A 21459-nucleotide genomic window follows, 5' to 3' on the forward strand; every position below is an offset into this window, starting at 1 on the left:
CTGGTAAAAATAATAGGTGTACCCACCCATTTTTCGCATATGAGTATGAACCTGCCACGTGCAGCGCTCGGTCGTATTCGTGCCTACGGCTCGTGCGCCCAGTATGCGCCACGGCGGTTGATCAGAATGGCGGTGGCGACGCTGGCCAATGCGACCAGTGCATTGCCGACCCACAGCCCCAGCATGACGCCGCTGGCACCCTGCAGGGCTGCACCTGCGGTGACGAAGGGCAGGGTGCCCAAGGTGGCGCGAAGCCAGGCGTAGAAGGCCACCCAACCCGCCTGGCCACGGCAGATGAACACCGAAATGGCGATGAAGTCCAGGCCTATGATGACCCACAGCCCCGGCCCGTACCGGCACAGGTCCTCGATCAGCACTTGCCCTGGGCCGGACAGTGCGAAGGCGTGGCCAAGCCACGGCGCTGCGCTTGCCAGCACTGCCCAGGCGACCAGGCCGTAGACCACCACCAGCCTGGCGGCGCTGTGCAAGGCTGCCTGTGAACGGGCGTGGCGGTGCGCGCCGAGGTTCTGTGCCAGGATCGGCACCAGCGCGCCTGGCAAGGCGAAGTACAGGCAGTAGGTGATCTGCAGCACCCTGTCCATCACCGCCATGCCGGCCATGACCGAGACCCCGAACAGCGCCAGTTGCGCCATGGTGTAGGTCAGGGCAACGGGCATCGCCAGGTTCGCGAGGGTGTAAGGCAAGGCGATGCGCATGATGCGTGCGCCGTACAGCCGCAGCAGGCGCAGGCGTATACGTGTGCCAAGGCCGACATGGGCCCTGACTTGGTACAGGCCCGTCAGGCTGCCTGTTATGGCTGCCACCAGGCAAGACAGGCCGGCGCCCGACAGTTTCAGGTCCAGACCAAAGATCAGTATCGGGTCGACGATGGCCAGGCAAGCGGCACCGGCCAACACCACTGCGAGCGCGCGCCCGCTCAAACCGTGCGCACGGAGCACCTGGGCTGCGGCCTGCGTGAGCGCCATCAGCACCGACGCCACCAACGTCATGGCGATGAATTGGCGGGCCAGCGGTGAGGCGGGCGCACCGGCCCCCACCAGGCTGGCGAAGAAGTCCAGAAAGTACCATTGCAGCGCAGACACACTGGCCGAGACCATGGCGGCGAGGATCAGCATGTGGCGGGTCAGTGCCGGCACCGACGCGCTCGAACCCTGGCCGACCCTGCGGGAGATCATGGTGCCTGCAGCGACGACAATGCCTGCCACCAGGCTTGAATTGAAGAAGGCCAGGATTTTGGCGATGCCGACCGCGGCAATGAGCACTTCGTCATGCAGCATGGCGACATATGTGAGCGTGAGGATGTCGGTCAGGAAAATCGCCAGCAGGCTCAGCCCGCTGGTAAACGCCATTACCCGGACGTGGTGGGTCAATGAACCTTGGGTGAATGTGGCGGGGGGCTTCATCGTGAGTGTACCGCTAGGGTCGGTGCGATAGTGCGGTACCAAGACAACGTGGGTTGCGAAGAGTTTAACGGGCAATCCACGCGTATGTGCTTCTCACAACACCTTGCCGCCGCCCAACGATAGCTGGCCGGTTGGGCTCAATGCAGCCTTAGCAATCGGTCCAGTGACAAAGCGCCGGCGCCCCGGGCTACCAGCAACAGCAGCAGGCCGGCCCAGGACAGGTGGGTAGGCCAGGCATCCGGGTAGACGAATACCTGGATGACTGCCGTCATGCCTAGCAGGGCAAGGGCCGAAAGCCGGGTGAACAGGCCCAGCACCAACAGCAGTGGGAACACGTGTTCGGCGTAGGTCGCCAGGTGGGCTGCGAGCCAGGGCGAAAGCAGCGGCAGGGCATACTCGGTGTGGAACAAGTCGTACGTACCGGGGGTGATGGTGAGCACGCCTTCGACCTTGGTACGGCCTGACAGGAAGAAGATCGCGGCGATACCCAGCCGCGCTATCAGGCACAAAGCACTGTCGCTGAGCAGCCGTTGCAGGCCGTCGGCAAGGGTGTTCCAGCGTTGGCGCAGGCCAAGGGGGGGAGCAGGTGGGCGTAGGGTATCCATGGCCGTTCCTTCATTCGAATGAAAGCGGGAGAAAGACCCGGGCCTGCATCAGGCGACCGAGCAGGCTGGTGAAATCGAGGTCAGGCTGGCGTTGCAAGGCGAGCTGCGAGGCGCCTTCCAGTGAGTGACCGGCCGCGCAGGCATCGAGGAAGGTACAGCCACCGGCCTCGAGTGGCTGATGGTTCACGCCATCCTGGTCGGCGCTCAACAGTGCGCCTTCTGCCACCCAGGGTTGTGACTGAAGCCATGGCAGGCCTTCGCGGCTGCAGCGCCACAGGCTCAGTGCCGGGTGCGCGTCGAACCATTGCCAGCGCACGCTCTGGCGCGGCTGCAGGTGGCTACGGCCCAGGTCACTGGCCGTCATGCCTGCCAGGTCGGCCAGGGCCAGGCAAGGTTGCTCGATGGCGCAGAACACTTCACACCAATGCCAGTCCAGGCGCGCGACATCAGCCAGGTACGGCAGCCCGTGGCTGGCCTGCCTGTCTTGCAAAAAGGCTGCGAACGTGGCGCCGTAGCGAATCAGCCGCGGGTCGTCGGGTGGCGTGTGCTGCGCGTAGGCGGCCGCCGCTTGCTGCATCCAGTCGGTACCGACCAAGGTTTCGACACTGGGAAAGTTGGCTCGCAATGCGTCCACGCAACCGGCCATCACGGTATTGCGGTAGACCGCGAACGCCGGCTGGCAGGTCAGGCTCTGTAGCAGCGGGGCAGGGCGCCGGCAGAGGGCGTCGATGAAGGCGTCCTGGAACTGGGCAAAGGGCAGGTTCATGGCAAGGCCCCTGCGTGGTCGAGTGCCGCCTGGGCAATGGCCCGTTCGGCAAGCAGTTCGTCGAAGGCCGGCAGGTTGCCGTCGCGCTCGATCAATGTCGGGCGCGCGCCGATGCGCGCGACCAGCCGGCGGTACAACGCCCAGACCGGTTCGGCGATGGCTGCATCATGCGAGTCGATGAGCAGTGCGCCTTGGTCGTCGTGACTGTGGCCGGCCAGGTGCACTTCGCTGATGGCATGGGCCGGGAAGCGGTCGAGGTAGTCCTGGGCGTCGAAGCCCAGATTGTGGGCGCTGACATGAACATTGTTGATGTCCAGCAACAGCGTGCAACCGGTGCGGCGCACCAGTTCGCCGAGAAAGTCGATTTCGTCCAGCGCGTGCCCCTGCAGGTGCAGGTAGTGGCTGGGGTTTTCGATGGCGATGCCACGGCCCAAGGCATCCTGGGTGCGCAGAATGTTGTCGCTGATGCGTACCAGGGCTTCGTGGCTGCGGGGGAACGGCAGCAGGTCGGGGTGATATTGACCACGCCAGGTGGACCAGGCCAGGTGCTCCGAGACCAGCACCGGTTTCACCTGGTCGATCAGCGTGCGCAACCGGCGCAGGTGCGTGAGGTCGGGATCGGCGTCCGCTGCCAGTGACAGCGCCACCCCGTGCAGTGACAGCGCATGGCGTTCGGCCATGCGCTGCAGCCACGCCAGGCGCGGCCCGCCGACCATGTAATTCTCTGGATGCACCTCGTACCACAGGCCATCGGCGTTGCAGGCCAGGGCTTGGGCAAAGTGTTCAGCCTTGAGCCCCAGCCCGGCGCCCAGAGAGGCAGTTGAGTTCATGGTCGGCGGCCTCTGCTCAAGACTTGATCGGGGTCAGTGAACCCATGCCGTTAGGCGTCTTGATCGAGGTGCAGGTGCCTGCCGGCACGTTTTTCCAGGCCATGCCGTCGTAGTCTTTTTTGGAGCTGCCTGCGCAACTGGTGCCGGCACCGGCTTTGCAGTCATTCTTGCCGGCCATGGCAACGCCGTAGCATTTCTCCATGGCCGCACCATTGCTGGTGGTATCGGCGGCGGTGGCGACGCTGGCCATGGAAGCGAGGGCCAGGGCGGCAGTGGTAAGGGCGAGGCTATTCATGGGGGTGTCTCCAGAGGATGGGGCCGTGGTGATGTACCAGGCTCATGGACTAGTTCGCGCTGGCCGCTGCTTGGGTTACAGGCACGCGAAAATATTTTCAGGGTGCTGCATCTGACCTGACCGGTGCGCTGAAAAGCGCAGCAGCGGCTAAGGTTCGATGAAAGAAAAAACTTCAGACGGTGTAACCTTGGCGCCCCATGCAACGAACTAACACTCAAGACACGCTCGGCGCACGCGAGAGGCAGTTGCAGGTTTTGCTGCTGCGCGGGCTGGCGGGTGATGCGCAGGCTTACCGCGAGTTTCTTGCGGCATTGGCGCTGCATGTGCGCGGGTTTCTGCGGCGGCGTCTGTACCAGCGCCCGGCCGAAATCGAAGACGTGCTGCAGGAAGTGTTGCTGGCCGTGCATAACGCACGTCACACCTACCAGCCGCAACAGCCGCTGACGGCGTGGGTGCAGGCGATTGCCCGCTACAAGCTGGCAGATTACCTGCGCCGTTATGCGCGCCACGACGCGTTGCATGACCTGCTGGAGGACGACAGTGGCCTGTTCGCCGTCAGCGAGGAGGCGCCGGCCGAGGCCAGTCGCGACCTTGGCAAGTTGCTGGGGCGGTTGCCGGAGCGCCAGCGTTTACCGATCGTCCACGTCAAGTTAGAGGGGTTGTCGGTGGAGGAGACTGCGCGCATTACCGGGCTGTCCAGTTCGGCGGTCAAAGTGGGGATACACCGGGGGCTCAAGGCGCTTGCCAGGCTGATTCGAGGCAGTGAAGAGCATGAAGACTGAAGAACTGATTACCCTGCTGGCCGCCGGTGAAGGGCCGGTGGACCGTCACGCGCTGGCACGGCGCCTGGCGCTGGCGTTGCTTGCAGGCACACTGGCTGCGATGCTGATGACGGTCGCCTTCTATGGCGTGCGTAGCGACCTTGGCGAAGTGGTGCGTACGCCGCTGTTCTGGGCCAAGCTGGCCTTGCCCACCAGCCTGGCGCTGCTCGGGCTGTGGCTGACCCAGCGTCTGTCCAGGCCCGGTGTGCGCGGCGGGATAGCGTGGCAGCTGCTCGGGCTGCCGTTGCTGGTGGTCTGGCTGGGCGCGGCGATCAGCCTGTTCGGGGCTCCGGTCGAAGCCCGTGCCGATTTGATTTTTGGGCGTACCTGGCGCACCTGTGCGCTGAATATCACCCTGCTGTGCGTGCCGGTGTTCATCACCCTGTTCTGGGCATTGCGTGGCCTGGCGCCGACGCGTTTGCGCCAGGCTGGCGCCGCAGCGGGCCTGCTCGCCGGTTCGACCGCAACGGTGGTCTACTGCCTGCACTGCCCGGAAATGCAGGTGCCGTTCTGGGCGACCTGGTACGTGCTGGGGATGTCGGTGCCCACCCTGATCGGAGCAGTGCTTGGTCCGCGTGTGCTGAGGTGGTGAAGAGGTAGCGCCTTGGGTTTGTACGAAAAGTCGCCGAGCGGCGATCAGGCAAGGCGAAAGCCGGCGAGGAAGCGGAGTTTACGGGGTGTAAATGAGCATTCCGAGCCTGCTTTCAACACAGCATGATCGTCGCGCAGGCACTTTTCGTACAAAGCCTAGCGCAATGCTCGCTCTATCCCCCCCACCAGCAGGCTTTCCATCAAGCCCAACCCCTGTTCCTCAGGCAACGTCTTCAGCATCCCAGGCAACTGGTTGAGCAAGGTCGCCACCACCTGCGCCGTCGCCGCCAATGCCGCGTCGGGGAGTTTCGCCTGTGGTGCGATCAACCGCAGCAACCCGGCCTCATACCGCTTGCGCAACAACGCCAGGCGCGTTTGCTGCGCTTCGCTCAGGCAGCAGAAGTCCCGGGCAGCCAGGCGAAACTGCAGGGGGCGTTCAGCATGCAGTTGCCAGTGCGCTGCAATCAGGCAGGCCAACGCTGACCGCCCGCTCGCCATGGCGCGGCGGCCAGGCTCCAGGGTTGCCTGCAGCTCCTCGTACAACTCTTCGATCAGGTCGTACAGCAAGTCCTGCTTGCTCGGGAAGTGGTGATACAGCGAACCTGCGGTCAAGCCAATGTGTGCCGCCAGTTCGCGCATGCTCACCTGGCCGAAGCCTTTCTCGGCGAACAGCGCCATGGCACGGTCACGCCGCTCTTCAAAATTGGCACAGCGCATCGCGGCGTTGACCGGGGGCATGCTGTCCGCTCCTCAGTAGGTGAAGAAGCCGCGGCCGCTCTTGCGCCCCAGCCAGCCGGCCGCGACCATTTCCTTGAGCAGGGGGGCCGGGCGGTACTTGCTGTCGTTGAAGCCCTCATGGAACGCTTCCATGATCGCCAGCAGGGTGTCCAGGCCAATCAGGTCGGCCAGTGCAGGGGGCCGATAGGCTGGTTGCAACCCAGGCGCATGCCAGTGTCGATGTCCTCGGCACTGGCCAGGCCCTCCTGGCGCACGAAGATCGCTTCGTTGATCATCGGCACCAGAATGCGGTTGACCACGAAGCCCGGGCGGTTACCGGCAGTGATCGGCGTCTTGCCGAGCTTTTCGGTGACCAGTAGCGCCTGGGCATAGGTGCCATCGCTGGTTTGCAGCCCACGGATGATCTCGACCAGGGCCATCATCGGCACCGGGTTGAAGAAGTGCACGCCGATGAACCGTTCGGGGTGCTCGATGCTGGCGGCCAGCTCGGTCACCGACAGTGACGAGGTGTTGGTGGCGATCAGGCAATCGGGCGCCACGTTGGCAGCCACTTGCTGGAGGATGCGTTGCTTGAGCTGCAGGTTTTCGGTCGCCGCCTCGATCACCAGTTGCGCAGTGCTCAAGCGGGCATAGTCGGTGCTTGTGTGGATGCGCGCTTGCGCTGCGCTGGCGCGTGCTGCATCGAGGGTGCCCTTGTTGACCTGGCGCTCCAGGTTTTTGCTCAGGGTGGCTACGCCGCGCGCCAGCGCGGCCTCGGCGACATCCACCAGCAGCACCTGATAGCCGGCCACCGCGCAGACTTGCGCGATGCCGTTGCCCATGGTGCCGGCGCCGATCACGGCGATCTGTTCAATGCTCATGCTGCAAGTCCCTCAGACGCGCTCGAAGACGACGGCGATGCCCTGGCCGCCGCCAATGCACATGGTGGCCAGCGCGTAACGGCCCTGGATGCGTTGCAGTTCATGGATGGCCTTGGTGGCGATGATCGCCCCGGTGGCACCCACGGGGTGGCCGAGGGAAATGCCGGACCCGTTCGGGTTGACCTTCTCGGGGTCGAAATCCAGCGCCTGGGCCACGGCGCAGGCTTGGGCTGCGAAGGCTTCATTGGACTCGATCACGTCCAGGTCGCTGATGTTCAGGCCGGCCTTTTCCAGCGCCTTGCGTGTTGCCGGGATCGGGCCCAGGCCCATCAGCTCCGGTTCGACGCCGGCATGGGCATAGGCCACCAGGCGCGCCAGCGGCTTGAGCCCCAGGCGGCGCACGGCGTCACCGGTGGCCAGCACCAGGCCGGCAGCCCCGTCGTTGATGCCGCTGGCGTTGCCGGCAGTCACGGTACCGTCTTTCTTGAACACGGTTTTCATGCCGGCCAGCTGTTCGGCGGTCACATCGCCGCGCACGTGTTCGTCAATGGCAAATTCGACGGTGCCTTTGCGGGTTTTCAGCTCCAGCGGCACGATCTGGCTGGCGAAGCGGCCTTCAGCGATGGCGCGGGCAGCGCGGCGTTGGCTGGTCAGGGCCAGTTCATCCTGCATCTGGCGGGTGATGCCATGCTTGGCGGCGACATTTTCCGCGGTGATGCCCATGTGGAAGTGTTCGAACGGGTCCTGCAGCACGCCGACGGTGTAGTCGATGCCTTGCAGGTCGCCCATGCGCGCACCCCAACGGGCCTGCGGCAGCAGGTAAGGGCCACGGCTCATGGACTCGGCACCGCAGGCCATGGCCACATCGGCATCACCAAGCAGCAGGCACTGGGTGGCGGAAACGATGGCCTGAAGGCCCGAACCGCACAGGCGGTTGACGTTGAACGCCGGGGTTTCCTTGGGGATACCCGCGTTCATCGCGGCGACCCGCGACAGGTAGGCATCGCGTGGTTCGGTAGGGATGACATTACCCATCACCACATGGCCGACCTGCTCAGGGGCTACGCCCGAGCGCTCGAGGGCGGCGCGGCTGATGGCGGTGGCGAGGTCTGCCAGGGGCAGGTCCTTGAGCGAGCCGCCAAAACCACCGATGGCGGAACGGACGGCACTGACGACGTAGATTTCTGTGCTGCTCATAGAGGCTCCGATTGCGAAGGCATGGCGGGAGCGGGCCAGGCTCTGCGAGAATGGTTGGCGCTCCCTCGTTGAGTCCGAGTCTAGGCAAAGGCCCTGTACCAGCCTATGCCGGATCTGTTCAGTCAACCTGGCACTTTTTGCCACTCAGCATAGACAGCGAATAACGCCATGCGCGATAGCGATTCGGTCGCGGTGTACTTTCTCAATGCCATGTTCCATGCCCTGCGCGACCAGCCCGGGGTGCGTGATGCGCATTTGCGTGCAGTGGGCATCGACCCGGCGGTGCTCGACCAGCCGCAGGCCCGGGTACCTGCCAAGGCGTTCGCCCAGCTATGGCTGACGCAGATCCAGCTGCTGGACGACGAGTTCTTTCGCCTGGACAGCCATGGCATGCCGCTGGGCAGCTTTGCCTTGATCTGCCGCGGCCTTATTCAGGAACCGAACCTGGATAAGGCCCTGCGCCAATGCCTGGGCAATTTCAGCCTGTTTCTGCGTGACCTGCGGGGCAACCTGACGGTGCGCGCGGGGCGGGCGGTGATCAGTGTGCATTCGGACATTGCCGACCCGTTGACCCGGGTGTATGCCGAGGAGACCTATCTTGTGCTGGTGGTGGGCCTGCTGTGCTGGTTGGCCGGGCGCCGTCTGGCCATCGACCGCACTGAGCTTGCCGTGGCGCGCCCGGCACAGGACGACGACTTGCTGCTGTGGGGCCCGGACTTGCGCCTGGGCAGCGGGCGTACCGAGGTGGAGTTCGACAGTGCCTACTTGCGTTTGCCGGTGGTCCAGGACTTGGCGGGTCTGAAAACTTTCCTGCGGAGTGCGCCGCAGGGGTTGGTCATCCGGTTTCGCAATCAGAATGGGTTGGTGGCGCAGGTGTACCGGCATCTGCGTGCCCGGCGCTATGGGCAATGGCCGACGCTGGCGGCCATGGCGCAGTGGCAGGGTATCAGTGCCAGTACATTCCGTCGGCAGTTGGAGCGCGAAGGGCGTTCGTACCAGCAGATCAAGGATGAGGTGCGGCGTGCCATGGCGTTCGAGCGGTTGCGCGAGGGGGTGATGAGCATTGCTGAAATTGCCGAGCAGGCGGGGTTTCAGGAACCTAGTGCGTTTCATCGGGCGTTCAAGAAGTGGACGGGGGAGAGTCCGGGGCGGTATCGGGCTAGGTTGGTTGGGCACTAGGTTAGCGGCAAGCTGCAAGCTGCAAGATAGAAGTTGGGGGGGCTTTAATTCGGGTGGGCATATCCGGTTGCCATGGTGGCGCTTACTCACCTTTCCGCCCTTACGGCGGGTCCCTTTTTGTCTTGGCAAAAAGGGACCAAAAACCGCCGGCTCCCGTCATCCGGCCCCTGCGCTTCGCTTCGGGGTTCCCTCGCTCCGGCCTTGCTCCCGGGAGGACCGCGCTCACGGCCCATCCATGGGCCGAAGCGCTTGACGGGCATCCATGCCCGTCACCTCCCTCCGCAAGACCTGCGCTTGGCCTCCTGAAGTCGCAATTTGCGGTGACTGAGCTACCGCGCGCTTTACAAGCAAAAGCAAAAGCAAAAGCAAAGGCAAAGGCAAAGGCAAAGGCAAAGGCAAAGGCAAAGTAAGCATTGAGCGACAGCGTTGCGGCGGTGTCGCCGTTGGCTGTTGGCTTCAGAATCGTGCGGTACTTACCGTGATGTACCCTTTGTTTAGCAGCGAAATGCGGATCACGGTCTCGTCGGCGGGGGCTTTGCGTTTTTGCTTGATGGACACACCCTCGACGGCAATGGCGCGGATGCGGTGGGCGATGAGGCGGCCGCAGGCGTCGAAGAACAAGTCGCTGGCCAGCAACTCGATGCGTTCGATCAGCCCTCGCGTGCGCTCGTCGGTGGCACAGAAGAACAGTACGCCCGACAGGTGCGGGTCATCGTCAGGGTTGCTGACATCATGAGCCAGCAGCTCGCGCAGGGTACTGCGCAGCTCGGCAGTGGTGCGGGTGTGTGGATGCATGCGCTGCTTCCTCTGGGACACAAGAGCCGATCATGTTTTCCATGGTGGTGGGCGGCAAGTAGGACGCTTCCGAGAGGTTGGGTAGGAATTTTCTGAACATGTAGGGAGGGCCGGGTGGTTTGCAAGCGGTCGACCTGCGAAAGCTATCCACGGCCCGGCTCTTCTGGTGGCGGTGAATCGTCAAGGCGCGGGTTACGTGATGGCCGCTGCCCCGGCCTTGGCCACCTGGGCATCCTGCTCAGGCTTGACCCCGGACACACCGATGGCGCCAACCACCTGGCCATCCACCCGCAACGGCACGCCGCCCTCCAGGCAGGTCAGCAGCGGCGCTGTGACGAACGCGGTACGCCCACCGTTGACCATCTGTTCGTAATCACGCGTTTCCTTGCGCCCCAAGGCCGAGCTGCGGGCCTTTTCAACGGCGATGTAGGCGCTGGCTGCCGCGCAGCCATCCATGCGCTCCAGGCCAAGGGGATGGCCGCCGTCGTCGACCACCGCGATGGTGACATTCCACTGATGCGCCAGAGCCTCCTGGCGCGCGGCTGCGAGCAGGCGGGCAACTTCGGTCTGGCCTATCACGGGCTTGCTATGCATGGCTGTTCTCCGGGTTCAGGGCTGCTTCGATGATTTCGATCCAGTGCCGTACCGGTGTGCGCCCGGCACCATTGAGGTGGGTCTGGCACCCAATGTTGGCGGTGGCGATGACTTGCGGCTTGCCGCTTTCCAGCGCGTTGAGTCGGTTATCGCGCAGTTGCCGCGACAGCGCTGGCTGGGTCAGCGAGTAGGTACCGGCAGAGCCGCAGCACAAATGGCTGTCCGGCACTGGGGTGAGGGTGAAGCCCAGCCGCGCCAGCAAGCGCTCCACCTGGCCACCGAGCTTGAGGGCGTGCTGCAGGGTGCACGGGCAATGAAACGCCAGGCGTTGTTCGTGGCACACGCCCAATTGCTCGACCGGTTCATCGCGCAGCACTTCCACCAGGTCGCGTGACAGCGCGCTGACCCTTGCAGCCTTGGCCGCGTAAAGCGGATCCTTTTCCAGCAGGTGGCCGTAGTCACGCACGAAGGCGCCGCAGCCGCTGGCCGTCTGCACGATGGCTTCTGCGCCCGCTTCGATGGCGGGCCACCAGGCATCGATGTTGCGCCGGGCACGCTGCAGGCCCTGCTCCTGGGCATTGAGGTGGTAATCCACCGCGCCACAGCAGCCGGCTTCGAACGCCGGCTCGACGCTGATGCCCAGGCGGTCCAGCAACCGCGCGGTGGCGGCGTTGGTGTTGGGCGACAGGGCCGGCTGCACGCAGCCTTCAAGCAGCAGCACGCGGCGCGCGTGGCGCACCGCCGGGCGCTTGCCAGGGGCGGCCACCTGGGCGGGCAACTTGCTCTTGAGGGGGGCCGGCAGGACGGGGCGCAGGGCCTGGCCTGCGCGGGTCAGCGCCTTGAACAGCGCCGGGCGCGGCACCACTGCACGCAAACCCTGGCGCAGCAGGCGCTCGCCGAGCGGGCGGGGCACCTGCTGCTCGACCACGGCGCGGCCGATGTCCAGCAGGTCATGGTATTTGACCCCTGACGGGCAGGTGGTCTCACAGTTGCGACAGCTCAGGCAGCGGTCCAGGTGCAGTTGGGTGCTGGCGGTGACGGGTGCACCTTCGAGCACTTGCTTGATCAGGTAGATGCGCCCGCGCGGTCCGTCCAGTTCATCGCCGAGGAGCTGGTAGGTTGGGCAGGTGGCCGTGCAGAAGCCGCAGTGCACGCACGCGCGCAGGATACTCTGGGCCTCTTCGGCGCGGGCCAGGCGCTTGGCGCTTTCGCTCAGGTTGGTTTGCATGCTGTGGCCTCACAGGTCCGGGTACAGGCGGCCAGGGTTGAACAGGCCCTGGGGGTCGAGTTGCCGCTTGAGGGCGTGGTGGTAGCGCATCAACGCGGCGGGCAGAGGTGCGCTGCTGTGCTCGCCTGGGGTAAAGCCTGTGGCGTGGCCGCCGGCCTTGGCCACCTGCTCGCGGATCACCGATGCCGGGGCGCTGGACTTCAGCCAGCGCTGCGCACCGCCCCAATCGATCAACTGGCGCCCCGGCAGGTCCAGTTCGGCGGTATTGATCGGTACCGACAGGCGCCACAGCGGTTCGTCGCCGTCGAAAAAGGCCAGGCGCTGCTCGCGCAGCTCGCTCCAGAACCGGCTGTCGAGCACGTCGCCGCCCAGGCGCTGACGGGCCGATTGCACCGAGCCCTCACCGCCTTCCAGGCGCAGGTACAGCGCTTCGCCGTCGTGGCAGGCTGCGCTGATCGGCAATGGCTGCTGGCCCCATTCAACCAGCTCGGCCAGGGCCTGATGGCGGTCCATCGGCAGGCGCAGACTCAGGCATTGGCGCGGCCGTGGCAGTACCTTCAGCGATACCTCGGTCAGCAGGCCCAGGCAGCCGAAGCTGCCGGCCATCAGCCGCGACACGTCGTAGCCTGCGACATTTTTCATCACCTCACCGCCAAAGCGCAGCAGTTTGCCGTGGCCGGTAATGACCCGCGTGCCGAGCACATAGTCGCGTACCGAACCGGCCCAGGGCCGGCGCGGCCCGGACAGCCCCGCCGCGACCGCGCCACCCAAGGTCGCACCGGCGCCGAAGTGGGGCGGCTCGCACGGCAGCATCTGCCCGGCCTCGAACAGCGTCGCTTCGATTTCCTGCAGGGGCGTACCGGCGCGAGCAGTGAGCACCAGCTCGGTCGGGTCGTAACTGACGATGCCGCGGTGGCGGCGGGTATCGACGATCTCCCCGGCCACCGGGCGGCCCAGCATGGCTTTGCTGTTGCTGCCCTGAATGCGCAGCGGGGTGTTCAGGTTCAAGGCCTGGTTGACCTGTTCGAGCAGGTCCTGGCTCATGTCACGGTCCAGGCTCATCAGAAGCGCTCCAGGTCAGGAAAGGGCAGTTGGCCGTGATGCACATGCATGGCGCCGAACTCGGCGCAGCGGTGCAGGGTGGGGATGTTCTTGCCTGGGTTGAGCAGCCCTTGGGGATCGAACGCTGCCTTCACGGCATGGAACAGGGTGATTTCGTCGCTGTTGAACTGCGCGCACATCTGGTTGATTTTCTCGCGGCCCACGCCATGTTCGCCGGTGATGCTACCGCCCACTGCCACGCACAGTTCCAGGATGCGCCCGCCGATGGCTTCGGCGCGTTCCAGCTCCCCGGGCAGGTTGGCATCGAACAGGATCAGGGGGTGCATGTTGCCGTCGCCGGCGTGGAACACGTTCGCCACCCGCAGGCCATACTGTTCGGACAGTTCGCTGATGCCCTTGAGCACGCGCGGCAGTTCGCGACGCGGGATGGTGCCGTCCATGCAGTAATAATCTGGCGAGAGGCGCCCCACGGCAGGGAATGCGTTCTTGCGCCCTGCCCAGAAGCGCACCCGCTCGGCCTCGTCACAGGCCAGGCGCACCTCGTCGGCACCGGCCTGCTGCAGTACCGCTGCCACGCGTTCGCAGTCGTCCTGCACGTCGGCCTCCACCCCATCGAGTTCGCATAGCAGGATCGCCGCGGCCTCAACCGGGTAGCCGGCGTGGATGAAGTCTTCGGCGGCGCGGATCGCCAGGTTGTCCATCATTTCCAGGCCACCGGGGATGATCCCGGCCGCGATGATTTCGGCCACGGCGCGGCCGGCGTCTTCCACACTGGCGAAACTGGCCAGCAGGACCCGGGCGACCTGAGGCTTGGGCAGCAGCTTGACGGTCACTTCAGTGACGATGCCGAGCATGCCTTCGGAACCGGTGAACAGCGCCAGCATATCGAAACCTGGGCTGTCGAGGGCATCACTGCCCAGGGTCAGGCGTTCGCCTTCGACAGTGAGGATCTCCACTTTGAGCAGGTTGTGCACGGTCAAACCGTACTTCAGGCAGTGCACGCCACCGGCGTTTTCCGCGACGTTGCCGCCGATGGAGCAGGCGATTTGCGAAGAAGGGTCTGGCGCGTAGTACAGGCCGTGTGGCGCCGCGGCCTGAGAAATGGCCAGGTTGCGCACCCCGGGCTGAACCCTGGCGAACCGGCCTAACGGGTTGACTTCAAGAATGCGGTTGAAGCGTGCCATGACCAGCAGGATGCCTTTGGCCAATGGCAATGCGCCGCCTGACAGCCCCGTGCCGGCCCCGCGAGCCACGACGGGGACGCCGCGCAGGTGGCAGAGCCTGAGCAACGTCTGCACCTGCTCCAGACGCTCGGGCAGCACCACCAGCAGGGGCACGGTGCGGTATGCAGAGAGGCCGTCGCACTCGTAAGGTGCCAGGTCTTCGCGGCGATGCAGGATCTCAAGGTCGGGCAGCGCTTCGCGCAAGGCCTGCAGCAGTGCAGGCTGGTCAACGGCAGGCAGCGCCCCATCGACCCGTTCGTCGTAGAGAATGTTCATCAGGCTCACTCAACGGCAATTTTTGTTGTTGTGGGTAAACCGCTTACTCCCGCAGCCTGCGCGCCCGGTCGCACCAGGTCGAGTGCGAAGCACACTGGTCCTACCAGTTTTTGTGCCTGCTGCTGTTTATTTACCCGTTCAGGCGTATAGATTGGCGCAAGCTATGGAAGTGGTCCTACCAGTGGAGGGGTGCGCATGGTTGCTGAAGGCAAAGCCAAGGTCGCCGACCAGGTTGCCGAGCGGGTCGAACGGTTGATCGTCGAGGGTGTGCTCAAGGTGGGCCAGGCCCTGCCTTCGGAGCGGCGTCTGGTGGAAAAGCTTGGCTGTTCGCGCTCTGCGCTGCGTGAGGGCCTGCGCATCCTGCGTGGGCGCGGCATCATCGACACCGAACAGGGGCGCGGCTCGTTCGTCGCCGACCTGACCGGGCAGCAGGTGGGTATCACGCCGCTGATGCACCTGTTCAGCTCGCAGCCGCGCACCTTGTTCGACCTGCTGGAAGTGCGCGCGCTGCTCGAGGCCGAGTCGGCGCGCCTGGCGGCGTTGCGGGCCACCGAGGTGGACCGCCTGCTGATCCGCCGCCGCTATGAGGACATGCTCGCCGCCCACGCCGCGCCCGAAGGGCTGGATGCGCGTGAGCACGCCCTCCGCGACCACGCCTTCCACCGGGCGATCAGCGAGGCCTCGCACAACCCGGTGCTGGTGTACACCCTGCAGTCGCTCAGTGATCTGACCTTGAGCACGGTGTTCGCATCGGTCAACAACCTGTATTGCCGCCCCGCGCAGAAACGCCAGATCGACCGCCAGCATGCGCGGCTGTATCACGCCGTGATGGAGCAGTTGCCGGAGCAGGCGCAGCGGGCGGCGCGTGAGCACATCAACGGAATTCGTGACAGTTTGCGCGAGATCGAGCAGGAGGAGCAGCGGCTGGTGCGGGCGACGATGCGCATGGACGGGTGGGGGTGAAGTAGCCCTGAGGTGTCTACCGGAACACGGCGCTTGTAGTTTAGGGAAGGGGTTGGGCAGCGGTTGCCTGGACCCAGGCGATCGAGAACGTCAGGCAATGGCGTAGAGAGGGCGGGGCATAGGCATCTGTTCAACCTGGGCAGGGTGAACCGCTGAACCTAGCCCCCCCACGCGTGTATCTGGGCGGCCCTGAGGCCATACAGGCCTCAGTGGTGAGCCATTGGGTCATCTTGGGACAAGATGGCTCGAGCCAGCTCCTCATCGCTGGCCTGCAAGCCAGGATTGTCCTTACGTGCCTGTTCCAACGCCGACTCTACATAGGCGCCGCGAATGGCACCGCCGCTGGCGACGAATGCAGACAGCTCGTCACGGGCGGGGATGATCCGTTTGTCATCCTTGAAGGTCGAATACAGCGAGGCGGATACACCGGCCGAGGTAGCGACGTCGCCCGCATCGACGCGGGCCATGGCAGCACCGGCTGGAAGCAGGAGCAGCAGCGCAGGGGCGAGCAATAGGTGGCGCATAGCGTGTTCTCCAATAGCGTGAAGCCCAAGGGAAATACCACTCAGTGAGTAAGATGGCAGAACTGAGGCGGTAGTTCCCTTGATGCATCGATACCGTCGCGCACCGTTCGCAAAGCCAGCAGCACCGGGGCTCAGGGGCGTCGATAGAGCGGGCGCGGCGTGCTCGGGTCGAGTTCGGTGAGCTTGGCGCCGGCCCGGACGAAGCCGGAACGCTCCGCCAGCCGCTGGCTGGCCTGGTTGTCGATGTCGGTGGTCAGCCACACCGGGGTTGCGATGGCATCGAGCAAGCCAGTCAATGCTTCGCGCATCAGTCCCTTGCCAGTGAACGCCTGGCTGGCCCAGTAACCCACCTCGTACTCAGCGTTGCCCGGGCGCAGGCCGATGCAGCCAATGACTGCGTCACTGTCCAGGTGCAGCACGAAGTAACGCTTTTCGGCTGCGGGGTCGAGAAACTCACGGGCACTCAGCTGCAGGCTTTCGCGCACTTCCGGCAGCGTCCAGTCTGGCTTGGCCCAGGCCAGGAAGGGTTGGTGCAGGGTATAGCTATCGAGCAGGGCCTGGCGCAATTGCGCTGCAAGCGCAGGGTCGGGGCGGACCAGGCGGGTGCGCGGGGTGGTCAGGGTGCGAGGGAGTGTGGGGTAGGGCATAGGGGCCGTCCTGGCATGCGGGGGTAGCGCTCTACTTTGCGCGTATTGCATTGACCGTGTCGAGCCGGCGTGGTCTGCTCGGGCTGGCGGCCCCTTTACGGCCCTGACCAACAGCGCTATCGCCCCTGGGAAAATGAAGGATCACCATGCCCGACTACACGCTCCATTGCTTCGCCGAATCCGGCAATGCCTATAAAGCCGCACTCATGCTCGAGCTCACCGGCCAGGCTTGGCAGCCGGTGTTCGTCGATTTCTTCAACGGCCAGACCCGCGACCAACGCTGGCGGGATGAGGTCAACGAGCAGGGCGAAGTGCCGGTGCTGGAGCATGCGGGAAAGACGATCACCCAATCGGCGCTCATTCTCGAATACCTCGCCGAACGCACCGGCCAGTTCGGCCCGCGCGATGACGACGAAAAGCGCGAAATCTGGCGCTGGATGCTGTTCGACAACCACAAGTTCACTGCCTATTACGCGGCGCTGCGTTTCATCTTCTGCCTGAAGAACGCTGGCGAAACACCGGTGACTCAGTTTCTGCGAGAGCGCGCCACGGCGGCTTACCAAGTAGTCGATGCGCACCTGGCGAAAACGCCCTATATGGTCGGTGGGCGCCTGACCATCGCCGACCTGTCGCTGGCCGGCTATGTGTTCATGCCGGAAGATACCGGCATCCCGTTGGCTCAGTTCACCCATATCGAGGCGTGGAAAGCGCGTATCCAGGCGCTGCCGGGCTGGAAGCATCCCTATGAACTGATGCCACGCACCGCTTCGGCCTGACCGGCCGCGTCGTCCTTCAGGGGCGGCCGGGTGGAAACTACCCAGCCGCGTCCCGCTTTGGTGCGCGGCGGCCTCAAATTGAGTCATCTGGCACATAAAAAACCATTAGGAACGTGCACATCTGTGCACATTGCCCACTATTTACCATGCCGTGCGCCCGCTATTTCGAGGTACAGCCGCCCGCCAGAAAGCGGCCCGCATATTGCTCTGCCTGCTCCAACTTCAACCCGGAGCACCCGACAATGAGTTCCCCTTCAGAATTCCCGCTTTGCGAGGCGCCGCAGCATGCCCGCAAGGGCCTGTTGCCAATCGCCATGGTCCTGTTCAGTTTCACCTTCTTCACCGGCACGATGTTCGCCGGGGGCAAGCTGGGCATGGCCTTCGGCTTCGTCGACATGCTCTGGATCGCCACCCTCGGCAACACCCTGCTGGCCCTTTACGCCGCCGCGCTGGCGTTCATCGCTTCGCGCAGCGGGCTGAACACTGTACTGATGGGGCGCTTCTGCTTCGGCGAGGCCGGCAGCCGGCTGTCGGACTTCCTGCTGGGTTTCGCCGAACTGGGCTGGTATGCGTGGGGTACGGCCACTGTGGCGATCGTGCTGGTCAAGCTGCTTGGGCTGGCCGAGGGGTTCACCGTGCCGTTGATGGTGCTGTTCGGGTTGGGCTTCAGCATCACGGCAATGGTCGGCTTCAAGGGGCTGGACCTGTTGTCGCGGGTATCGGTGCCGCTGATGTTCGCCCTGCTGATCATCTCCATGGCAATCGCCACCCGCGACGTGGGTGGCCTGCAGCAACTGGCGGCATTGGTGCCGCATGAAACCATGACCTTCTCGGCGGCGGTGACCATGGTCTTCGGCACCTTTGCCAGCGGCGCCACCCAGGCCACCAACTGGACGCGCCTGTCGCGCAGTGGGCGGGTGGCGGTGACGGCCAGCGTGGTGGCATTTTTGCTCGGCAATGGGCTGATGGTCGTGGCCGGCGCTTGGTGCGCGATGGCCTATCAGCAGGCCGACATCGTCGAAGTGATGATGCTGCAAGGGCTGTCGTTCGCAGCGGTGGTAATGCTCTGCCTCAACCTGTGGACCATCCAGGGGCCGACCCTCTACAACGTTGCCGCCGCAGCTTGCCACCTGGTGCGCAGCGAACGCCGGCGCACGGCCACGCTGGTAGCGGCAGGGGTGGGCATCGTGCTGGCGATCGGTGGCATGTACGAATTGCTGATTCCCTTCCTGGTACTGCTGGGTTCGATCATCCCGCCGGTGGGGGGTGTGATCATGGCCGACTTCTGGTACCGCCACCGTGGCAAGTATCCGGCCCTGGCCACGGTCAGCCTGCCGCGCTACAACCTGCTGGGGCTGTGCGCCTATGGCGTCGGTGCGGTGGCGGCCTATGCCTCGCCCTGGGTGGCGCCACTGGTGGGCATCGGGACGTCGGCGCTGTGCTACATCGTGCTGCTTGAGCTGGGTGGCCGACGCCGGGCCCTGGGCCAGGCGCGGGTCGAGCCGTGAGCCTGGCCCTGGAAGAGATCCTGCACCTGCCCGGCCTGCACGAGATGAGCGTGCGGGCGGGCGCACGCAATTTGCAGCGGCGGGTGCGCTGGCCCTATGTGGCGGAGAACGAGGGCATCGCCGAATGGGTGATGGGCGGCGAACTGGTGTTCGTCACCGGCATCAACCACCCACGCGGCGAGGGCAACCTGTTGAGCCTGGTCGAAGACGGCGATGCGGTGGGTATCGCCGGCCTGGTGATCCTCACGGGAGGCACCTTCATCCAATGCATTCCGGCCGCGGTAATCGAGCGCGCCGAGCAGTTGGGGCTGCCACTGATCGAACAGCCCTACGCCCTGAAAATGGTGGTGGTCACCCACCTGATCGGTACCGCGCTGGTACAGATGGCCCAGGTGCGTCGCTCGCGCGACGACATCCTCGGGCAACTGCTGAGCGGTGACTATCCAAGCCTGGCGATCGCCCGGCAGCGGGCCGCGCACCTGCAGCTCGACCTGGACGGGCCACGGCGTCTGGTGGCGTTGCGCTTGTCCGCGGTCGATGGGCTGTTCGAACGGCATGGCCTGGCCAAAGGCGAACGCCTGTGGCAGGACACCCGCCAAACCCTGGAAGACCAGCTTGAAGCCTGGTGCCGGGCCCGGGCCGGCGCGGTCACCGCGCAACTGGCCGGTGACCTGTTCGTGTTGCTGCTGCCCGATACCCCGGACTTGCGTGCAGCCCTGGCTGCCCTGCACCGGCAACTGGCCGCGCAGGCAGGCGAGATGGGGCTGTTCATGGGGCTGTCGAGCCCTGCCGAGGACTGCGGCCAATACCGCCAGGCCCTCAACCAGGCGCGCCAGGCCCTGGAGGTGGCGCTAAACCTGCGCCCAGCCACCGGCCTGTGCGACTTCAGCGAGCTGGGGGTATTGCGCCTGTTGCAGGGCATTGGCGACCGTTCGCTGCTCGATGACTTCGTCGCCCAGACGCTCGGCCCGCTGCGCGCCCCCGGCCGTAAACAACCCAATGCACTGCTGCACACCCTCGATGCGCTGCTCAAGGAAAACGGCAATGGCCTCAAGGCTGGTCAGCGCCTGGGTTTGCACCGCAACACCATCAATCAAAGAATGCAACGCATCGAACAACTGAGCGGGCAGTCGCTGGACGACCCGCTTTTCCGTATGAACGCTGCGGTCGCTATGCTGATATGGCGCATGACCGAAGCCCAAGGCAAGGAGTAACTCCATGAACATCATCAACGCACGTCTGCGCGGCAAGGCCGGCCTGGTGCGCATCGAGCTGGACGGCGAGCGTATCGCCGCCATCGTGCCCCAGGCCAATGTCGTCATGGCCGCCGGCCCCGATGACCTGGACGCCCAGCAGAACCTGGTGGTGCCGCCTTTCGTCGAGCCGCACATTCACCTCGATGCCACCCTCACCGCTGGCGAGCCGAACTGGAACATGAGTGGCACGCTGTTCGAAGGTATCGAGCGCTGGGCCGAGCGCAAGGCAATCACCACCCACGACGACATCAAGGCCCGCGCCAAGAAGACCATCGGCATGCTGGTGGACCATGGCATACAGCATGTGCGGACCCATGTGGATGTGACCGACCCCAAGCTCACCGCGCTCAAGGCGATGGTCGAGGTGCGTGAAGAGGTGCGCGAGCTGATCGACCTGCAGATCGTCGCGTTTCCGCAGGAGGGCATCGAGTCGTACGCCAACGGGCGGGCGCTGATGACCGAGGCGGTGGCGATGGGCGCCGATGTAGTCGGTGGCATTCCACATTTCGAGAACACCCGCGATCAGGGCGTGTCGTCGATCAAGTTCCTCATGGACCTGGCCGAGCGCACGGGCTGCCTGGTGGACGTGCATTGCGACGAAACCGACGACCCGCAGTCGCGCTTCCTCGAAGTGCTGGCCGAAGAGGCGCGGGTACGCGGGATGGGGGCACGGGTCACCGCGAGCCACACCACGGCCATGGGCTCGTATGACAATGCCTACTGCTCCAAACTGTTCCGCCTGTTGAAAATGTCGGGCATCAACTTCGTTTCGTGCCCGACCGAAAGCATCCACCTGCAAGGGCGCTTCGACAGCTACCCGAAACGCCGCGGGCTGACGCGTGTCGCCGAAATCGACCGCGCAGGGATGAATGTGTGCTTCGGCCAGGATTCCATCGTCGACCCCTGGTACCCATTGGGCAATGGCAACATCCTGCGCATCCTCGAGGCCGGGCTGCACATCTGTCACATGCTGGGGTACGAGGACTTGCAACGTTGCCTGGACCTGATCACCGACAACAGCGCGCGCACCCTGAACCTTGGCGAGCGCTACGGCATCGAGGTGGGGCGCCCGGCGAATTTGTTGCTGCTGTCGGCGCCGGACGACTATGAGATGGTGCGCAGCCAGGGCCATGCGCTGGTGTCGATCCGGCAGGGCAAGGTGCTGATGCGCCGCACCCAGGCGCAGGTCGAACGCTTTGCCTGAAGGGTTAAGGGGCCACTGAGTGCTTGCCTGGCGGTGTTGAACTTGGCACCCTTTGTGGCCTCTGAACCGTCGACGCCGTGACAGAAGGAAATTTACC

At 64.8% G+C, this 21459-nt stretch carries 22 protein-coding genes and 1 pseudogene; 8 read left to right on the plus strand and 15 right to left on the minus strand.

The window, feature by feature from the left end; genetic code table 11:
* Positions 1-83: 83 nt before the first annotated feature.
* From OSW16_RS11430 to OSW16_RS11450, 5 genes are all read right to left on the minus strand, one after another.
* The gene (locus tag OSW16_RS11430; RefSeq protein WP_267823168.1) at positions 84-1424 is read right to left on the minus strand and encodes an MATE family efflux transporter; all 1341 of its coding nucleotides are present in this window, start codon (positions 1422-1424) and stop codon (positions 84-86) included.
* 137 nt (positions 1425-1561) lie between these two features.
* Positions 1562-2029 (minus strand): DoxX family protein, encoded by a 468-nt coding sequence (locus OSW16_RS11435; RefSeq protein ID WP_267823169.1) that lies wholly within the window; start codon positions 2027-2029, stop codon positions 1562-1564.
* 10 nt (positions 2030-2039) lie between these two features.
* On the minus strand, positions 2040-2795 hold the full coding sequence (locus OSW16_RS11440; RefSeq protein WP_267823171.1) for a DNA-binding domain-containing protein: 756 nt from the start codon (positions 2793-2795) through the stop codon (positions 2040-2042).
* Positions 2792-3625, minus strand: coding sequence for a DUF692 domain-containing protein (locus tag OSW16_RS11445; RefSeq protein WP_267823173.1), 834 nt, complete (start codon positions 3623-3625; stop codon positions 2792-2794). The genes OSW16_RS11440 and OSW16_RS11445 overlap by 4 nt, the downstream gene beginning before the upstream one ends.
* 16 nt (positions 3626-3641) lie before the next feature.
* Complete coding sequence (locus OSW16_RS11450; RefSeq protein WP_267823175.1) at positions 3642-3920, minus strand: DUF2282 domain-containing protein; 279 nt, start codon at positions 3918-3920, stop codon at positions 3642-3644.
* A gap of 197 nt (positions 3921-4117) precedes the next feature.
* On the opposite strand from OSW16_RS11450, the gene OSW16_RS11455 reads away from it, so the two are divergent.
* Together OSW16_RS11455 and OSW16_RS11460 are read left to right on the plus strand one after the other, a co-directional pair.
* A complete protein-coding gene (locus tag OSW16_RS11455; protein ID WP_267823177.1) occupies positions 4118-4702 on the plus strand; it encodes a sigma-70 family RNA polymerase sigma factor in 585 nt (194 codons plus the stop codon).
* Complete coding sequence (locus OSW16_RS11460; protein WP_267823179.1) at positions 4692-5333, plus strand: DUF1109 domain-containing protein; 642 nt, start codon at positions 4692-4694, stop codon at positions 5331-5333. The genes OSW16_RS11455 and OSW16_RS11460 overlap by 11 nt, the downstream gene beginning before the upstream one ends.
* 155 nt (positions 5334-5488) lie before the next feature.
* On the opposite strand, the gene OSW16_RS11465 is transcribed toward OSW16_RS11460, so the two are convergent.
* The 3 genes and pseudogenes from OSW16_RS11465 to OSW16_RS11475 all read right to left on the minus strand — a co-directional run bounded on the left by OSW16_RS11465 (position 5489) and on the right by OSW16_RS11475 (position 8127).
* Positions 5489-6070, minus strand: a complete 582-nt coding sequence (locus OSW16_RS11465) for a TetR/AcrR family transcriptional regulator (protein WP_267823181.1) — start codon at positions 6068-6070, stop codon at positions 5489-5491.
* Positions 6071-6082: 12 nt separating this feature from the next.
* Positions 6083-6930, minus strand: a pseudogene (locus tag OSW16_RS11470) (3-hydroxybutyryl-CoA dehydrogenase).
* Between the two features lie 12 nt (positions 6931-6942).
* The gene (locus tag OSW16_RS11475) at positions 6943-8127 is read right to left on the minus strand and encodes an acetyl-CoA C-acyltransferase family protein (protein ID WP_267823183.1); all 1185 of its coding nucleotides are present in this window, start codon (positions 8125-8127) and stop codon (positions 6943-6945) included.
* A gap of 168 nt (positions 8128-8295) precedes the next feature.
* Between OSW16_RS11475 and OSW16_RS11480 the strand changes: the two genes are divergently transcribed.
* On the plus strand, positions 8296-9306 hold the full coding sequence (locus OSW16_RS11480; RefSeq protein ID WP_267823185.1) for an AraC family transcriptional regulator: 1011 nt from the start codon (positions 8296-8298) through the stop codon (positions 9304-9306).
* 456 nt (positions 9307-9762) lie between these two features.
* Here OSW16_RS11480 and OSW16_RS11485 read toward each other — a convergent pair whose 3' ends face one another.
* The 5 genes from OSW16_RS11485 to glcD all read right to left on the minus strand — a co-directional run bounded on the left by OSW16_RS11485 (position 9763) and on the right by glcD (position 14484).
* Positions 9763-10101 (minus strand): hypothetical protein, encoded by a 339-nt coding sequence (locus tag OSW16_RS11485; protein ID WP_267823187.1) that lies wholly within the window; start codon positions 10099-10101, stop codon positions 9763-9765.
* Between the two features lie 192 nt (positions 10102-10293).
* Positions 10294-10695: a heme-binding protein gene (locus OSW16_RS11490; protein WP_267823190.1), complete on the minus strand. Its 402-nt coding sequence runs from the start codon at positions 10693-10695 to the stop codon at positions 10294-10296.
* Positions 10688-11923, minus strand: a complete 1236-nt coding sequence (glcF, locus tag OSW16_RS11495; RefSeq protein WP_267823192.1) for a glycolate oxidase subunit GlcF — start codon at positions 11921-11923, stop codon at positions 10688-10690. Before glcF ends, OSW16_RS11490 begins: the two co-directional genes overlap by 8 nt.
* Before the next feature lie 9 nt (positions 11924-11932).
* Positions 11933-12985 carry a glycolate oxidase subunit GlcE gene (gene glcE / locus OSW16_RS11500; RefSeq protein WP_267823194.1) on the minus strand — a complete coding sequence of 351 codons (1053 nt, stop codon included), beginning with the start codon at positions 12983-12985 and terminating at the stop codon, positions 11933-11935.
* Positions 12985-14484 (minus strand): glycolate oxidase subunit GlcD, encoded by a 1500-nt coding sequence (gene glcD / locus OSW16_RS11505; RefSeq protein ID WP_267823196.1) that lies wholly within the window; start codon positions 14482-14484, stop codon positions 12985-12987. Before glcD ends, glcE begins: the two co-directional genes overlap by 1 nt.
* Positions 14485-14679: 195 nt before the next feature.
* Between glcD and glcC the strand changes: the two genes are divergently transcribed.
* Positions 14680-15447: a transcriptional regulator GlcC gene (gene glcC / locus OSW16_RS11510; RefSeq protein ID WP_267823198.1), complete on the plus strand. Its 768-nt coding sequence runs from the start codon at positions 14680-14682 to the stop codon at positions 15445-15447.
* Positions 15448-15653: 206 nt separating this feature from the next.
* Here glcC and OSW16_RS11515 read toward each other — a convergent pair whose 3' ends face one another.
* The gene (locus OSW16_RS11515; protein WP_241805871.1) at positions 15654-15971 is read right to left on the minus strand and encodes a DUF2388 domain-containing protein; all 318 of its coding nucleotides are present in this window, start codon (positions 15969-15971) and stop codon (positions 15654-15656) included.
* Positions 15972-16102: 131 nt separating this feature from the next.
* Entirely contained in the window at positions 16103-16618 is a 516-nt protein-coding gene (locus OSW16_RS11520; protein WP_267823201.1) for a GNAT family N-acetyltransferase, read from the minus strand.
* Between the two features lie 146 nt (positions 16619-16764).
* On the opposite strand from OSW16_RS11520, the gene OSW16_RS11525 reads away from it, so the two are divergent.
* From OSW16_RS11525 to codA, 4 genes are all read left to right on the plus strand, one after another.
* On the plus strand, positions 16765-17394 hold the full coding sequence (locus OSW16_RS11525; RefSeq protein WP_241805869.1) for a glutathione S-transferase family protein: 630 nt from the start codon (positions 16765-16767) through the stop codon (positions 17392-17394).
* A 242-nt stretch (positions 17395-17636) separates the two neighbouring features.
* Entirely contained in the window at positions 17637-18902 is a 1266-nt protein-coding gene (codB, locus tag OSW16_RS11530; protein ID WP_267823203.1) for a cytosine permease, read from the plus strand.
* Entirely contained in the window at positions 18899-20116 is a 1218-nt protein-coding gene (locus OSW16_RS11535; protein WP_267823206.1) for a PucR family transcriptional regulator, read from the plus strand. Before codB ends, OSW16_RS11535 begins: the two co-directional genes overlap by 4 nt.
* 4 nt (positions 20117-20120) lie before the next feature.
* On the plus strand, positions 20121-21362 hold the full coding sequence (gene codA / locus OSW16_RS11540) for a cytosine deaminase (RefSeq protein ID WP_267823208.1): 1242 nt from the start codon (positions 20121-20123) through the stop codon (positions 21360-21362).
* Positions 21363-21459: the final 97 nt, after the last annotated feature.

Source organism: Pseudomonas putida, assembly GCF_026625125.1.
Taxonomy (GTDB): Bacteria; Pseudomonadota; Gammaproteobacteria; order Pseudomonadales; family Pseudomonadaceae; genus Aquipseudomonas; species Aquipseudomonas putida_X.

Coding starts and splice junctions, on each gene's coding strand:
- OSW16_RS11430 (WP_267823168.1), bottom strand. CDS start 1,424: ATGAAGCCCCCCGCCACATTCACCCAAGGTTCATTGACCCACCACGTC.
- OSW16_RS11435 (WP_267823169.1), bottom strand. CDS start 2,029: ATGGATACCCTACGCCCACCTGCTCCCCCCCTTGGCCTGCGCCAACGC.
- OSW16_RS11440 (WP_267823171.1), bottom strand. CDS start 2,795: ATGAACCTGCCCTTTGCCCAGTTCCAGGACGCCTTCATCGACGCCCTC.
- OSW16_RS11445 (WP_267823173.1), bottom strand. CDS start 3,625: ATGAACTCAACTGCCTCTCTGGGCGCCGGGCTGGGGCTCAAGGCTGAA.
- OSW16_RS11450 (WP_267823175.1), bottom strand. CDS start 3,920: ATGAATAGCCTCGCCCTTACCACTGCCGCCCTGGCCCTCGCTTCCATG.
- OSW16_RS11455 (WP_267823177.1), top strand. CDS start 4,118: ATGCAACGAACTAACACTCAAGACACGCTCGGCGCACGCGAGAGGCAG.
- OSW16_RS11460 (WP_267823179.1), top strand. CDS start 4,692: ATGAAGACTGAAGAACTGATTACCCTGCTGGCCGCCGGTGAAGGGCCG.
- OSW16_RS11465 (WP_267823181.1), bottom strand. CDS start 6,070: ATGCCCCCGGTCAACGCCGCGATGCGCTGTGCCAATTTTGAAGAGCGG.
- OSW16_RS11475 (WP_267823183.1), bottom strand. CDS start 8,127: ATGAGCAGCACAGAAATCTACGTCGTCAGTGCCGTCCGTTCCGCCATC.
- OSW16_RS11480 (WP_267823185.1), top strand. CDS start 8,296: ATGCGCGATAGCGATTCGGTCGCGGTGTACTTTCTCAATGCCATGTTC.
- OSW16_RS11485 (WP_267823187.1), bottom strand. CDS start 10,101: ATGCATCCACACACCCGCACCACTGCCGAGCTGCGCAGTACCCTGCGC.
- OSW16_RS11490 (WP_267823190.1), bottom strand. CDS start 10,695: ATGCATAGCAAGCCCGTGATAGGCCAGACCGAAGTTGCCCGCCTGCTC.
- glcF (WP_267823192.1), bottom strand. CDS start 11,923: ATGCAAACCAACCTGAGCGAAAGCGCCAAGCGCCTGGCCCGCGCCGAA.
- glcE (WP_267823194.1), bottom strand. CDS start 12,985: ATGAGCCTGGACCGTGACATGAGCCAGGACCTGCTCGAACAGGTCAAC.
- glcD (WP_267823196.1), bottom strand. CDS start 14,484: ATGAACATTCTCTACGACGAACGGGTCGATGGGGCGCTGCCTGCCGTT.
- glcC (WP_267823198.1), top strand. CDS start 14,680: ATGGTTGCTGAAGGCAAAGCCAAGGTCGCCGACCAGGTTGCCGAGCGG.
- OSW16_RS11515 (WP_241805871.1), bottom strand. CDS start 15,971: ATGCGCCACCTATTGCTCGCCCCTGCGCTGCTGCTCCTGCTTCCAGCC.
- OSW16_RS11520 (WP_267823201.1), bottom strand. CDS start 16,618: ATGCCCTACCCCACACTCCCTCGCACCCTGACCACCCCGCGCACCCGC.
- OSW16_RS11525 (WP_241805869.1), top strand. CDS start 16,765: ATGCCCGACTACACGCTCCATTGCTTCGCCGAATCCGGCAATGCCTAT.
- codB (WP_267823203.1), top strand. CDS start 17,637: ATGAGTTCCCCTTCAGAATTCCCGCTTTGCGAGGCGCCGCAGCATGCC.
- codA (WP_267823208.1), top strand. CDS start 20,121: ATGAACATCATCAACGCACGTCTGCGCGGCAAGGCCGGCCTGGTGCGC.